The sequence below is a fragment of the Burkholderia sp. KBS0801 genome (assembly GCF_005937855.2).
Taxonomy (GTDB): Bacteria; Pseudomonadota; Gammaproteobacteria; order Burkholderiales; family Burkholderiaceae; genus Burkholderia; species Burkholderia ambifaria.
On the sequence record NZ_CP042177.1, the window covers coordinates 1,089,243 to 1,102,481 of the forward strand.

Below are 13,239 nucleotides of genomic sequence, written 5' to 3' on the forward strand. Positions count from 1 at the left end.
ATCGCTTGACGAGTCCAATCGATGCTCCGGCCGGGCGTCCGCAGCGCTTTGCGTTGCGGGCCTCGGCCGTGTCGTATGTCGTGCTGGCCGCGTTCGTCGCGGCGGCTGCCGCATCCGTGTACCTGTTCTGGGCGCCGCGGGCCGGTGCCGCCGCCGGCGCGTGCGTGTCCGCGGCGACGGCCGCGCTGCTCGCCGTGTGTGCCGCGCGGGCCTGTGCCCGTCGGCTGCCGGCCGAATTGCGGATCGATGCATTCGGGGAGGTTGCGGCGTTTGGCCGCACCGGGCGCTTGCTGGCCCGCGGCCGCGTGACCGGCCATGCGCACTGGAGCAGCCTGCTGCTCGTGCTGTCGGTCGGGCAGGGCGCCCGGCGCGCCCGGCCGCTGCTGATTCCGGCCGATGCGCTCGACGCCGCGTCGTTCAGCGCGCTGTCCGTGCTGGCACGTACCGCGGGCACGGCGGCGCGGGCATGACGGCGGCTTGGTTACCTACCGTAACCAGCGGCCGGCGCCGGAACGCTACAATAACGCTCCGCGTTGCATCCCTAGTTAACGGATTTGTCAGGTGAGTGAAAAAGAAATCGATCAGGCTCTGGTCGAGCGCGTACAGAAAGGCGACAAGGCGGCGTTCGAACTCCTGGTCTCCAAATACCACCGCAAGATCATTCGGCTGATCTCGCGCCTCGTGCGGGATCCCGCCGAGGTCGAGGATGTGGCCCAGGATGCGTTCATCAAGGCGTATCGTGCGCTGCCGCAGTTCCGCGGCGAGTCGGCGTTCTACACGTGGTTGTACCGGATTGCCGTCAATACGGCGAAGAACTACCTTGCGACGCAGGGCCGCCGGGCACCGACCTCCACGGAGGCCGATGCCGAGGAAGCGGAAACTTTCTCCGACGCAGACCAACTAAGGGATATCAACACGCCTGAGTCGATGTTGATGAGCAAGCAGATTGCCGAGACGGTCAACGCTGCAATGGCCGTCCTGCCCGAAGAGTTGCGCCAGGCGATTACGCTGCGCGAGATCGAGGGCCTGAGCTACGAAGAGATCGCGGAAATGATGGATTGTCCGATCGGGACGGTCCGCTCGCGGATCTTCCGGGCGCGCGAGGCAATCGCTGCTAAATTGCGTCCGCTGCTCGATACGCCCGAAGGCAAGCGCTGGTAAGCGCGACGGGTGTAACGGCGCGGTCAGGGTCTAGTTACGGATAGAGTCGTGAAATCACGACGGGGTGTGTGCAAGATGGGGAGCATCATGGGGTCGGTCAATAAGCAGTCGCAAGCGTACTCGCGCGGCGAGCGCCTTTCCGCTCTGGTCGACGGTGAGCTGTTCGACGGCCCGGATCACGGGCAGTTTCTGGCTGAGCTCGATCGTGCGGATCGCGCGACGTGGGCCCACTACCACCTGATCGGCGATGCGCTGCGCTCGGACGAGCTCGCGCTGTCGCCCGCGCTGAGCGTCGCGTTCACCGCGCGCATGTCCGCCGCGCTCGAAAGCGAGCCGCACCTGCTCGCACCGGCCGCCGCGCCGGGCGCGCGCAAGCTACTGTCGCTGCGCCGCCGTGTCGTGCCCGCCTTCGCGGTGGCCGCCGCGGCCGCCACGCTCACGTGGATCGTCGTTCCGCAACTGCAGACGGCCGGTGCGCCCGGCGCCGTCCAGGTCGCGTCGGCAGGCGCGCCGCAGAGCGGCAACCTGCAGCGCGTGACGGTTGCACAGGCATCGGCGCAGCCGGGCCTGCAGGACGTCAACATCATCCGCGACGCAAGTCTCGACCAATACCTTGAAGCGCACCAGCAATTCGCGCAGCAGCCCGTCGTCACAGGCTCGATGCCGCTGATCCGCGCTGCCGTGACCACCACGCCAGGCCAATAAACTCGATGCGGACATTGCAGTTGAATCACGCCATCTCCGGATGGAAGCGGCTGCCGGCCCTCCTGCTTTGCGCAGCCGCCCTGTTGTCCGTTCAATCCCTTCCCGCCAGCGCCCAGCAACCGGACGATCCCGTCGCGACCCGCAAGGGTGCGGCGGAGTGGCTCGACCGCATCCAGCAGGCGGCGCAGCAGCAGAGCTACGAGGGCACCTTCGTCTACCAGCGCGGCGGGTATGTCCAGTCGTCGCGCATCGCGCACGTGGCGTCCCGCGACGGCGAGTTCGAGCGGATCGAGACGCTCGACGGCAAGCCGCGCAAGGTGCTGCGGCATAACGACGAGCTGTATACGTTCGTGCCGGAGCGCAAGCTGTGCGTGGTCGAGCGCCGCCAGACGCGCGACTCGTTTCCATCGCTGCTCGGCGCGGGCGGCGACCACGTGATGTCCGTCTACGACGCGAAGCTGCTCGGCAAGGACCGCGTGGCGGGGCTCGACGCGCAAGTCGTCGAACTCGTGCCGAAGGATGCGTACCGCTTCACGTACAAGCTGTGGTCCGATGCCCGGACGGGCCTGCTGCTGCGTTCGCAGACGCTCGACGCGGCCGATCACGTGCTCGAGCAGATCGCGTTCTCGCAAGTGCAGACGGGCGGCACGTCCGGCGACAAGGCCGCGATCGCGGCCGGCATGCGCAACCTGAGCGGCTGGACGGTGGTCCGCCCGCCGGTCGCGACGGTCGACATGGAAGCGCAGGGCTGGCAGATCGCGCCGAACGTCGCCGGCTTTCGGAAGATTCGCGAGGTGCGCCGCCCGATGGCTGCGCGCGACGCCGGCGATCCGCCGATTCCGGTCGACCAGGCCGTCTTCACCGACGGGCTCGCGACGATCTCCGTCTTCATCGAGCCGGCCGAAAAGAACACGCGCAAGGAAGGCGCGGGCAGCACCGGTGCGACCCACGTTCTCGTGAAGCGTCGCGGCGACTACTGGATCACCGTGCTCGGCGAAGTGCCGCCGGCCACGTTGCAGCAGTTCGCGGCTGCCATAGAATACAAGGCTTCCAAGTAACGCTACGGCTTCCGACATGACGAAACTCACGCTGCGCAACGTGTTCGCGGCGGCGGTGCTGTGTGCCTGCCTGCCCCTCATCCCGCATACCGCGGTGGCGGCCACGCCGCCGGCCGCCAGCCTTCCCGACTTCGCCGATCTGGTCGAAAAGGTCGGGCCGGCCGTCGTGAACATCCGGACCACCGCGAACGTGCCGATTCCCGGCCCGCGCGGTGCGCTCCCGCCGGGCTTCGACAACGGCGACATGTCGGAATTCTTCCGGCGCTTCTTCGGCATTCCGCTGCCGCAGGCGCCCGGCAACGGCGGCGGCAACGGCAATCCGAAGAACGGGCCGGCGCCGGACAATCCGCCCGACACCGAGCAGAACCGCGGCGTCGGTTCGGGCTTCATCGTGTCGGCGGACGGCTACGTGATGACGAACGCGCACGTCGTCGACGATGCGGACACCATCTACGTGACGCTGACCGACAAGCGCGAATTCAAGGCGAAGCTGATCGGCGTCGACGACCGCACGGACGTCGCGGTGGTCAAGATCCAGGCGTCGAACTTGCCGGTCGTCGCGATCGGCGATTCGAACAAGGTGCGCGTCGGCGAGTGGGTCGTCGCGATCGGCTCGCCGTTCGGCCTCGACAACACAGTGACCGCCGGCATCGTGAGCTCGAAGAGCCGCAACACGGGCGACTACCTGCCGTTCATCCAGACCGACGTCGCGGTGAACCCCGGCAACTCGGGCGGCCCGCTGATCAACATGCAGGGCGAGGTGATCGGCATCAACTCGCAGATCTACAGCCGCACCGGCGGTTTCATGGGCATTTCGTTCGCGATCCCGATCGACGAGGCGATGCGCGTGGCCGACCAGCTGAAGGCGACCGGCAAGGTCACGCGCGGCCGCATCGCGGTGGCGATCGGCGAGGTGACGAAGGACGTGGCCGATTCGATCGGGCTGCCGAAGGCGGAGGGCGCGCTCGTCAGCAGCGTCGAGCCGGGTGGTCCGGCCGACAAGGCGGGCATCCAGCCGGGCGACATCATCCTGAAGTTCAATGGTCGGCCGGTCGAGACGGCGTCGGATCTGCCGCGCATGGTCGGCGACACGAAACCGGGCACGAAGGCGACCGTCAGCGTATGGCGCAAGGGTCAGGCGCGCGATCTGCCGATCACGATCGCCGAGACGCCGGCGGAGACGACGGCGAAGGCCGAGCAGCGCAAGAACACGCCGCAGAAGCCGCGCCAGGCAAATTCGCTCGGCTTGACGGTCAGCGACATTCCGGCGGAGCAGATGAAGTCGCTGAAGCTGAAGAACGGCGTGCAGATCGACGCCGTCGACGGCCCGGCTGCCCGCGCAGGCCTGCAGCGCGGCGACATCGTGCTGCGCGTCGGCGACACCGACATCACGAGCGCGAAGCAGTTCGCGGAAGTGACCGCGCAGCTCGATGCGCAGAAGGCGGTCGCGGTGCTCGTGCGGCGCGGCGACAACACGCAGTTCGTGCCGGTGCGCCCGCGCCCGACTCAGAAGTAACGCACCGATGTTCACGCTCTACGGCCGCGGCTGGTGCCACCTGTGCGACGACATGCGCGACGCGCTGGCGCCGGTCGCGGCCGAATCCGGCATCGAGGTCCGTTACGTGGACATCGATGCCGATCCGGCGCTCGTTGCGCGCTACGACGAGGACGTGCCCGTGCTGCTGCTGGACGGCGCGGAAGTGTGTCGCCACAGGTTCGACGAGGCGAGGGTGCGCGGCGCACTCGCGGCGCGGCGCTGAACCGACCCCGGGCGCCGGCCGGCCGCCCCGCGCGCGGGGCTTCCGTCGGCGAGCCCTTACCACAAAGGCTCCAGCGGGGTGCCCCGGGCCGGGGCGTCCCAAATTACCGCCCGGCAAAGGCCTTTTCGGCTAAAATAAGCCGTTTTTTCACCGACTTACACAAGGCGTGCTCCGCAGTCGTCGAGCGCGCCTTTTTCGCTTGATCGGCACTGAATGGATCATATTCGCAATTTCTCGATCATCGCGCACATCGACCATGGCAAGTCGACACTCGCGGATCGCATCATCCAGGTATGCGGCGGTCTCGCCGACCGTGAAATGGAGGCGCAAGTGCTCGACTCGATGGATATCGAGCGCGAGCGCGGCATCACGATCAAGGCGCAGACGGCGGCACTGTCCTATCGCGCCCGCGACGGCAAGGTCTACAACCTCAACCTGATCGATACGCCGGGGCACGTCGACTTCTCGTACGAGGTCAGCCGTTCGCTGTCCGCGTGCGAAGGCGCGCTGCTCGTGGTCGACGCGAGCCAGGGTGTCGAGGCGCAGACGGTCGCGAACTGCTACACGGCGATCGAGCTCGGCGTCGAGGTCGTGCCGGTGCTGAACAAGATCGACCTGCCGGCCGCGAACCCCGAGAACGCGATCGAGGAGATCGAAGACGTCATCGGCATCGATGCGACCGACGCGACGCGCTGCAGCGCGAAGACGGGCTTGGGCGTCGAGGACGTGCTCGAGTCGCTGATCGCGAAGGTGCCGCCGCCGAAGGGCGATCCGGCCGCGCCGCTGCAGGCGCTCATCATCGATTCCTGGTTCGACAACTACGTCGGCGTCGTGATGCTCGTGCGCATCGTCAACGGCACGCTGCGTCCGAAGGAAAAGATCAAGATGATGGCGACCGGCGCGCAGTATCCGGTCGAGCACGTCGGCGTGTTCACGCCGAAGTCGCGCAATCTCGAATCGTTGTCGGCCGGGCAGGTGGGCTTCATCATCGCCGGCATCAAGGAGCTGACGGCCGCGAAGGTCGGCGATACGGTCACGCATGTGGCCAAGGCCGCCAGCGAGCCGCTGCCGGGCTTCAAGGAAGTGAAGCCGCAGGTGTTCGCGGGGCTGTATCCGGTCGAGGCGAACCAGTACGATGCGCTGCGCGAATCGCTCGAGAAGCTGAAGCTCAACGACGCATCGCTGCAGTACGAGCCGGAAGTGTCGCAGGCGCTCGGCTTCGGTTTCCGCTGCGGCTTCCTCGGGCTGCTGCACATGGAAATCGTGCAGGAGCGGCTCGAGCGCGAGTTCGACATGGATCTCATCACGACCGCGCCGACGGTCGTCTACGAGGTCGTGCAAAGCGATGGCTCGACGATCATGGTCGAGAACCCGGCGAAGATGCCGGAGCCCGGCCGCATCGCAGAAGTTCGCGAGCCGATCGTCACCGTGAACCTGTACATGCCGCAGGATTACGTCGGCTCCGTGATCACGCTGTGCGAGCAGAAGCGCGGCTCGCAGATCAACATGCAGTATCACGGCCGCCAGGTGCAGCTCACATACGAGATCCCAATGGCCGAGATCGTTCTCGACTTCTTCGATCGCCTGAAGTCGGTGTCGCGCGGCTATGCGTCGATGGACTACGAGTTCAAGGAATACCGTTCGTCGGACGTCGTGAAGGTCGACATGCTGATCAACGGCGACAAGGTCGATGCGCTGTCGATCATCGTGCACCGGTCGCAGTCGCAGTATCGCGGCCGCGAAGTCGCCGCGAAGATGCGCGAGATCATTCCGCGCCAGATGTACGACGTGGCGATCCAGGCCGCGATCGGCGCGCACATCGTCGCCCGCGAGAACATCAAGGCACTCCGCAAGAACGTGCTCGCGAAGTGCTACGGCGGCGACATCACGCGGAAGAAGAAACTGCTCGAGAAGCAGAAAGAAGGCAAGAAGCGCATGAAGCAGGTGGGTTCGGTCGAGATCCCGCAGGAAGCGTTCCTCGCGATCTTGCGCGTCGAAGACAAATAACAGGACTGTTCCTTTTATGAATTTTGCGCTGATTCTTTTTGTGCTCGTCGTCGTGACGGGTGTAGCGTGGGTGTTGGACAAACTGGTGTTCCTGCCGCGGCGACGCAAGGCGGCCGACGTGGCGATCGAAGAGTTCGATCGCCAGCAGTCGCGCATCGACAAGCGTTTCGCGGACGAAAACGCGGTGCAGACGCGCTCGAAGCTGCGCGACGAAAAGCTGCGCCAGCCGTGGTGGCTCGAGTACACAGCGAGCTTCTTCCCGGTGATCCTGGCCGTGTTCGTCGTGCGTTCGTTCATCGTCGAGCCGTTCAAGATCCCTTCGGGCTCGATGGTGCCGACGCTGCTGGTCGGCGACTTCATCCTCGTCAACAAGTTCGAATACGGCCTGCGCCTGCCGATCACGAACACGAAGATCACGCAGGGCAGCCCGCTGTCGCGCGGCGACGTCGTCGTGTTCCGCTATCCGAAGGACGAGTCGGTCGATTACATCAAGCGCGTGATCGGCCTGCCGGGCGACACGGTCGCCTACCAGGACAAGCAGTTGACGATCAACGGCCAGCCGGTGCCCGAAGCGCCGCTGCCGGATTTCTTCGACGACGAGCGCCAGAACTACGCGAAGCAGTTCGAGGAAACGATCGGCACGAAGAAGAATGCGATCCTCAACAATCCCGCCGTGCCGCCGTTCGTGATGGGCGCCTACGACTATCCGTATCGCGACAATTGCACGTACAACAGCCGCGGCGTGATCTGCAAGGTGCCGCCGGGTCACTACTTCATGATGGGCGACAACCGCGACAACAGCGCGGACAGCCGCTACTGGGGTTTCGTGCCGGACAACAACATCGTCGGCCGCGCGTTCTTCATCTGGATGAACTTCGGCGACCTGAAGCGGATCGGTTCCTTCAACTGATCGCGTTCGACTCGCATCCAACATGCAATACGTGACGCACGGGCCGCGTCGCGTATTGCCGGACTACTTTAAGAACCGGCGGTAACACCGCTCCGTCACGCCTTTTCGCGTCCGGCCGTGCCGTTTCGGCCCGACCGGCGCCCGCGTTATACTCCTGCACATGCCCCCATCCCAGTTGGAAAGCCGGCTGCGCTACGAATTTCGCAATGCGGAATTGTTGCGCCAGGCTTTGACCCACCGCAGTCACAGTGCCACGCATAACGAACGGCTCGAGTTTCTCGGCGATTCCGTTCTGAATTGCGCGGTGGCCGCCCTTTTGTTCCAGCGTTTCAGCAAGCTGGACGAAGGCGACCTGTCGCGCGTGCGCGCCAATCTCGTCAAGCAGCAGTCGCTGTATGAAATCGCTCAGGCCCTGAATATCTCCGAGGGGTTGCGGTTGGGCGAGGGCGAACTGCGCAGCGGCGGCTTCCGCCGCCCGTCGATCCTCGCGGACGCGTTCGAAGCCATCATCGGGGCCGTATTCCTCGATGGCGGCTTCGAAGCCGCCCAAGGGGTCATCAAGCGCCTCTATATCCCGATTCTCGACCACATCGATCCGCGCACGCTCGGCAAGGACGCGAAGACGCTGCTGCAGGAATACCTGCAGGGGCACAAGATCGCGCTGCCGACCTACACGGTCGTCGCGACGCATGGTGCGGCGCACAATCAGCAGTTCGAGGTCGAATGCACGGTGCCGAAGCTCGACGTGAAGGTGTCGGGCTCCGGCGCGAGCCGGCGGGCAGCCGAGCAGGCGGCCGCGAAGAAGGCGCTCGACGAGGTGCTGGCGGCCGCGCCGATGCTGGCCGCGAAGCCGAAGCGTTCGAAGAACGCACGCGGATCGAAGCACGTCGAACCCGAAATCGTGCCGGGCGTGAAGGGGGTGCAGGAAGCGCTCGACCTGCGTTCTCCGGAGCGCAAGGAGCGTGCGGCGGCGCGCGACGCGAAGGCTGCCGCGGCGGCGCTTGCAGCGACCGACGCCGACGCGCCGCCGAGTGAGCGACCGACGCCGACGCCGATGGCCGCGATTCGCGCGGCGCATGTGGAAACGGTCGCGGACAAGGCTGACCGTGCCGCGAAGCCGACGGCCGACAAACCTGCCGAGAAGGCGTCCGACAAGCCGTCGGATCGCGGCGAAACCGGCTCGCGCGCGGCGGACAAGCCGGCCGAGCGTGCCGACAAGCCCGCGGAAAGCGCAGGCGCACCCCGTGCAGCCGACAAGCCCGCGGGCCAGGCCGATCCGGCCGTGTCGTCAACGGACAAGCCGGCTGCCGGTCCCGATGCCGCCACGCGCGCGACGCCGCGCGCCCGCGACGCCGCGGCGCCCGATGCCGAGACGCCGCCGGGCGGCGCGACCCTCGCCGCCGCGCAGGCGCGCGCGGCCGATGCCGACCACTGAATTGCCCACCGATCGTGCCGCGCGCCGCGCGGCCGGTTCAGAACCTGTCTCCCAAACGATATGAACACTCCCGCTCCTACCGGTTTCCGTTGCGGCATGATCGCGATCGTGGGCCGCCCGAACGTCGGCAAGTCGACGTTGATGAACGCACTCGTCGGCCAGAAGATCAGCATCACGTCGCGCAAGGCGCAAACGACCCGCCATCGCATCACCGGCATCAACACGTTCGACGACGCGCAATTCGTATTCGTCGACACGCCGGGCTTCCAGACCCGTCACAGCACCGCGCTGAACCGCTCGCTGAACCGCGCCGTCACGTCGACGCTCACGTCGGTCGACGTGATCCTGTTCGTGATCGAGGCCGGCCGCTTCGGGCCCGACGACCAGAAGGTGCTCGACCTGATCCCGCCCGGCATGCCGACGCTGCTGATCGCGAACAAGATCGACCGCGTGACCGACAAGGCGACGCTGTTCCCGTTCATGCAGCAGATGAGCGGACTGCGCGAATTCACCGAACTCGTGCCGCTGTCGGCGCAGCGGCCGGAAGACATCAAGCGCCTGCTCGACACGATCAAGCCGTACCTGCCGGAAGGCGAGCCGATCTACGGCGAGGACGAACTGACCGACCGCAGCTCGCGCTTTCTCGCGGCCGAAATCCTGCGCGAGAAGGTGTTCCGCTGGACCGGGGACGAACTGCCGTACACGAGCACCGTGCTGATCGACAAGTTCGAGGAGGAAGGGCGCCTGAAGCGCATCTTCGCGACGATCCTCGTCGAACGCGATTCGCACAAGGCGATGGTGATCGGCAAGAAGGGCGAGAAGCTCAAGCAGATCAGCACCGAGGCGCGGATGGACATGGAGAGGCTGTTCGACGGCCCCGTGTATCTCGAGACCTTCGTGAAGGTGAAGAGCGGCTGGGCCGACAACGAGGCGGGGCTGCGCGCCTATGGGTACGAATGACGCGCCGACGTCGACCGAAGACGCGGTGACCGCCGGCGCGAACGACGCGCCGCTGCCGGCACCGCCCGAACCGCCGCGTCGCAAGGCGCGGCGCGCGACGTCTCGCACGTCCGATTTCCGCGTCGCCGAGCAGCCGGCGTTCGTGCTGCACAGCTATCCGTACCGGGAAACGAGCCTGATCATCGACGTGCTCACGCGCGATCACGGCCGCCTCGCGCTCGTCGCGAAGGGCGCGAAGCGCCCGCACTCCGCGCTACGCGGCGTGCTGCAGACGTTCCAGCCGCTGCTGCTGTCCTGGTCGGGCAAATCCGAAGTGCGCACGCTGACGGGCGCCGAGTGGGTGGGCGGGATGCTGCCGCTCGGCGGCGACGGGCTGTTGTGCGGCTTCTACGTGAACGAGCTGCTCGTGAAATTCTGCGCGCGCGAGGATCCCCAGCCGCCGCTTTTCAATCATTACGTGCTGACGCTCACGCGCCTCGCGCACGGCGAACCCGCGGTGCAGGTGCTGCGCTCGTTCGAACGCGTGCTGCTGCGCGAGACCGGCTATGCGATGGCGCTGAACCGCACGGTCGCGCGCCGCGCGGTCGAACCCGATCGACGCTACGTGTTCGATCCCGAGCGCGGCGTGCGCAATGCCGACGACGACGTGCCGTCGCACTGGCCGGTGATTACCGGACAGACGTTGCTCGACATGGAGCAGGACGATTACCATCGAGCCCAGACGGTTGCGCAAAGCAAGACGCTGATGCGCTTCCTGCTGAACACCTATCTCGGCGGTACGCCGCTTGCCACGCGTCAGATCCTGATCGACCTGCAAAACCTATGAGCTTCTTCCTGACAACGCCCACCGCCATCGATCTCGGCGTGAACATCGACCACGTCGCGACGCTGCGCAACGCGCGCGGCACGGCCTATCCCGATCCGATCCGCGCGGCGCTCGCCGCCGAGGAGGCCGGTGCGGACGTGATCACGCTGCACCTGCGCGAGGACCGCCGTCACATCGTCGACGCCGACGTGCGCAAGCTGCGCCCGCTGCTGAAGACGCGCATGAACCTCGAATGCGCGGTGACGGCCGAGATGCTCGACATCGCGTGCGACGTGCGTCCGCACGACGCGTGCCTCGTGCCCGAGAAGCGCGAGGAACTGACGACCGAAGGCGGCCTCGATGTCGCCGGCCGCTTCGAGGCCGTGCGTGCGGCCTGCAAGCAGCTCGCCGACGCCGGCGTGCGCGTGTCGCTGTTCATCGACCCGGACGAAACGCAGATCCGCGCCGCGCACGAAGCCGGTGCGCCGGTGGTAGAGCTGCATACAGGCCGCTACGCCGATGCGCACGACGAAGCCGAGCAGCAGCGCGAATACGAGCGCATCGTCGCGGGCGTGCAGGCCGGCGCGCGACTGGGCCTGAAGGTCAACGCGGGCCACGGCCTGCATTACACGAACGTGCAGCAGATCGCCGCGATCGACGGCATCGTCGAACTGAACATCGGCCACGCGATCGTCGCGCACGCGATCTTCGCGGGCTGGGACAACGCGGTGCGCGAGATGAAGGCGATCATGGTCGCCGCGCGTGTCGCAGCGCTGCACGGCGGCGCGCGCTGACGATGCATTTCCTCTGCGCGCGCTTCGCCCGCCACCCGGCATCGTCCGCGCATCACGGCGGGCGCTGACATGGCGATCTACGGGATCGGCACCGACGTCGTCCAGATAAGCCGCATCGCGGCCGTGCTCGAGCGCACGGGCGGCCGGTTTGCCGAGAAGGTGCTGGGCCCCGACGAGCTGCGCGTATTCCACGCACGCCGCGCGCGCTCCAAGGCGCGCGGCATCGCGTTCCTCGCGACGCGCTTTTCCGCGAAGGAAGCGTTCTCGAAGGCGATCGGGCTCGGCATGCACTGGCCGATGACCTGGCGCGCGCTGCAGACCCTCAACCAGCGCAGCGGCGAACCGTACGTCGTCGCGTCGGGCGAGCTGGCCGACTGGCTCGCCGCGCGCGGCATCACCGCACGCGTGACGGTCAGCGACGAACGCGACTACGCGGTGTCGTTCGTGGTCGCCGAGACCGACGTCGCGCCGCCGCCCGCACCCGCGCCTGTTTCCCGAACCACTCCCTGACGGACTTCCCGATTCGATGAAAACGACTCCCGGCCCGGTCATGCTCGACGTCGTCGGCACGGCCCTGTCGCGCGACGACGCGCGGCGCCTTGCCCATCCGAACACCGGCGGCGTGATCCTGTTCGCGCGGCATTTCCAGAACCGCGCACAGCTGACCGCGCTGACCGATTCGATCCGTGCGGTGCGCGAGGACATCCTGATCGCCGTCGATCACGAAGGCGGCCGCGTGCAGCGGTTCCGCACCGACGGCTTCACGGTGCTGCCCGCGATGCGCCGCCTCGGCGAACTGTGGGACCGCGACGTGTTGCTTGCGACGAAGGTCGCCACCGCGGTCGGCTACATCCTGGCCGCCGAGCTGCGCGCGTGCGGGATCGACATGAGCTTCACGCCGGTGCTCGACCTCGATTACGGGCACTCGAAGGTGATCGGCGATCGCGCGTTCCATCGCGACCCGCGCGTCGTCACGCTGCTCGCGAAGAGCCTGAACCACGGGCTGTCGCTCGCGGGCATGGCGAACTGCGGCAAGCATTTCCCGGGGCACGGCTTCGCGGAAGCCGATTCGCACGTCGCGCTGCCGACCGACGACCGGCCGCTCGACGCGATCCTCGAGCAGGACGTCGCGCCGTACGACTGGCTCGGGCTGTCGCTGTCCGCCGTGATTCCCGCGCACGTGATCTACACGCAGGTCGACAAGCGGCCGGCCGGCTTCTCGCGCGTGTGGCTGCAGGACATCCTGCGCGGGCAGTTGGGCTTTACCGGCGCGATCTTCAGCGACGACCTGTCGATGGAGGCGGCACGCGAAGGCGGCACGCTCACGCAGGCGGCCGACGCGGCGCTCGCTGCCGGTTGCGACATGGTGCTCGTCTGCAACCAGCCGGAGGCGGCCGAGGTCGTGTTGAACGGCCTGAAGGCGCAGGCATCGGCCGAGTCGGTGCGACGCCTGAAGCGGATGCGTGCGCGCGGCAAGTCGTTCAAGTGGGACAAGCTGATCGTGCAGCCCGAGTATCTGCAGGCGCAGGCGCTGTTGAGCAGCGCACTCGCGTAAGCGGGGAAGGGCGGCGCGATGCCGCTCTGCCGTTGCCGAAAACGAAAAGCCGCGCATTGGCGCGGCTTTTTTCATCGGGATGTGAAGCG

Annotated in this window: 14 protein-coding genes; all 14 read left to right on the forward strand. The window is 66.9% G+C overall.

The genetic code is table 11. The annotated features are described in order from the left end of the window. Positions 1 to 5 precede the first annotated feature (5 nt). The 14 genes from FFI87_RS05380 (at position 6) to nagZ (ending at position 13,150) form a co-directional block, all read left to right on the forward strand. Entirely contained in the window at positions 6 to 470 is a 465-nt protein-coding gene (locus FFI87_RS05380; RefSeq protein WP_041489776.1) for a protein YgfX, read from the forward strand. A 91-nt stretch (positions 471 to 561) separates the two neighbouring features. Continuing rightward, on the forward strand, positions 562 to 1,161 hold the full coding sequence (gene rpoE, locus FFI87_RS05385; protein WP_006752490.1) for an RNA polymerase sigma factor RpoE: 600 nt from the start codon (positions 562 to 564) through the stop codon (positions 1,159 to 1,161). Positions 1,162 to 1,248: 87 nt separating this feature from the next. Beyond that, a complete protein-coding gene (locus FFI87_RS05390; RefSeq protein WP_138848053.1) occupies positions 1,249 to 1,866 on the forward strand; it encodes a sigma-E factor negative regulatory protein in 618 nt (205 codons plus the stop codon). A 5-nt stretch (positions 1,867 to 1,871) separates the two neighbouring features. Continuing rightward, positions 1,872 to 2,924 carry a MucB/RseB C-terminal domain-containing protein gene (locus FFI87_RS05395; RefSeq protein WP_012363406.1) on the forward strand — a complete coding sequence of 351 codons (1,053 nt, stop codon included), beginning with the start codon at positions 1,872 to 1,874 and terminating at the stop codon, positions 2,922 to 2,924. Between the two features lie 16 nt (positions 2,925 to 2,940). Next, on the forward strand, positions 2,941 to 4,440 hold the full coding sequence (locus FFI87_RS05400; protein WP_138848052.1) for a DegQ family serine endoprotease: 1,500 nt from the start codon (positions 2,941 to 2,943) through the stop codon (positions 4,438 to 4,440). A 7-nt stretch (positions 4,441 to 4,447) separates the two neighbouring features. Further along, positions 4,448 to 4,684: a glutaredoxin family protein gene (locus FFI87_RS05405; protein WP_012363408.1), complete on the forward strand. Its 237-nt coding sequence runs from the start codon at positions 4,448 to 4,450 to the stop codon at positions 4,682 to 4,684. 213 nt (positions 4,685 to 4,897) lie between these two features. Continuing rightward, positions 4,898 to 6,691 carry a translation elongation factor 4 gene (gene lepA / locus FFI87_RS05410; protein ID WP_006759775.1) on the forward strand — a complete coding sequence of 598 codons (1,794 nt, stop codon included), beginning with the start codon at positions 4,898 to 4,900 and terminating at the stop codon, positions 6,689 to 6,691. A gap of 16 nt (positions 6,692 to 6,707) precedes the next feature. Beyond that, a complete protein-coding gene (gene lepB / locus FFI87_RS05415) occupies positions 6,708 to 7,601 on the forward strand; it encodes a signal peptidase I (RefSeq protein ID WP_011656352.1) in 894 nt (297 codons plus the stop codon). A gap of 160 nt (positions 7,602 to 7,761) precedes the next feature. Then, on the forward strand, positions 7,762 to 9,036 hold the full coding sequence (gene rnc / locus FFI87_RS05420; RefSeq protein ID WP_138848051.1) for a ribonuclease III: 1,275 nt from the start codon (positions 7,762 to 7,764) through the stop codon (positions 9,034 to 9,036). A 60-nt stretch (positions 9,037 to 9,096) separates the two neighbouring features. After that, the gene (gene era / locus FFI87_RS05425) at positions 9,097 to 9,996 is read left to right on the forward strand and encodes a GTPase Era (RefSeq protein ID WP_011656354.1); all 900 of its coding nucleotides are present in this window, start codon (positions 9,097 to 9,099) and stop codon (positions 9,994 to 9,996) included. Next, positions 9,983 to 10,822, forward strand: a complete 840-nt coding sequence (recO, locus tag FFI87_RS05430) for a DNA repair protein RecO (RefSeq protein WP_011656355.1) — start codon at positions 9,983 to 9,985, stop codon at positions 10,820 to 10,822. Before era ends, recO begins: the two co-directional genes overlap by 14 nt. After that, a complete protein-coding gene (pdxJ, locus tag FFI87_RS05435) occupies positions 10,819 to 11,595 on the forward strand; it encodes a pyridoxine 5'-phosphate synthase (RefSeq protein WP_011656356.1) in 777 nt (258 codons plus the stop codon). Before recO ends, pdxJ begins: the two co-directional genes overlap by 4 nt. Positions 11,596 to 11,664: 69 nt before the next feature. Beyond that, the gene (acpS, locus tag FFI87_RS05440; protein ID WP_138848050.1) at positions 11,665 to 12,105 is read left to right on the forward strand and encodes a holo-ACP synthase; all 441 of its coding nucleotides are present in this window, start codon (positions 11,665 to 11,667) and stop codon (positions 12,103 to 12,105) included. A 16-nt stretch (positions 12,106 to 12,121) separates the two neighbouring features. Beyond that, positions 12,122 to 13,150: a beta-N-acetylhexosaminidase gene (gene nagZ, locus FFI87_RS05445; protein ID WP_012363411.1), complete on the forward strand. Its 1,029-nt coding sequence runs from the start codon at positions 12,122 to 12,124 to the stop codon at positions 13,148 to 13,150. Positions 13,151 to 13,239 lie beyond the last annotated feature (89 nt).

Coding starts and splice junctions, on each gene's coding strand:
- FFI87_RS05405 (WP_012363408.1), top strand. CDS start 4,448: ATGTTCACGCTCTACGGCCGCGGCTGGTGCCACCTGTGCGACGACATG.
- rnc (WP_138848051.1), top strand. CDS start 7,762: ATGCCCCCATCCCAGTTGGAAAGCCGGCTGCGCTACGAATTTCGCAAT.
- lepA (WP_006759775.1), top strand. CDS start 4,898: ATGGATCATATTCGCAATTTCTCGATCATCGCGCACATCGACCATGGC.
- lepB (WP_011656352.1), top strand. CDS start 6,708: ATGAATTTTGCGCTGATTCTTTTTGTGCTCGTCGTCGTGACGGGTGTA.
- pdxJ (WP_011656356.1), top strand. CDS start 10,819: ATGAGCTTCTTCCTGACAACGCCCACCGCCATCGATCTCGGCGTGAAC.
- FFI87_RS05395 (WP_012363406.1), top strand. CDS start 1,872: ATGCGGACATTGCAGTTGAATCACGCCATCTCCGGATGGAAGCGGCTG.
- FFI87_RS05390 (WP_138848053.1), top strand. CDS start 1,249: ATGGGGTCGGTCAATAAGCAGTCGCAAGCGTACTCGCGCGGCGAGCGC.
- FFI87_RS05400 (WP_138848052.1), top strand. CDS start 2,941: ATGACGAAACTCACGCTGCGCAACGTGTTCGCGGCGGCGGTGCTGTGT.
- recO (WP_011656355.1), top strand. CDS start 9,983: ATGGGTACGAATGACGCGCCGACGTCGACCGAAGACGCGGTGACCGCC.
- acpS (WP_138848050.1), top strand. CDS start 11,665: ATGGCGATCTACGGGATCGGCACCGACGTCGTCCAGATAAGCCGCATC.
- nagZ (WP_012363411.1), top strand. CDS start 12,122: ATGAAAACGACTCCCGGCCCGGTCATGCTCGACGTCGTCGGCACGGCC.
- era (WP_011656354.1), top strand. CDS start 9,097: ATGAACACTCCCGCTCCTACCGGTTTCCGTTGCGGCATGATCGCGATC.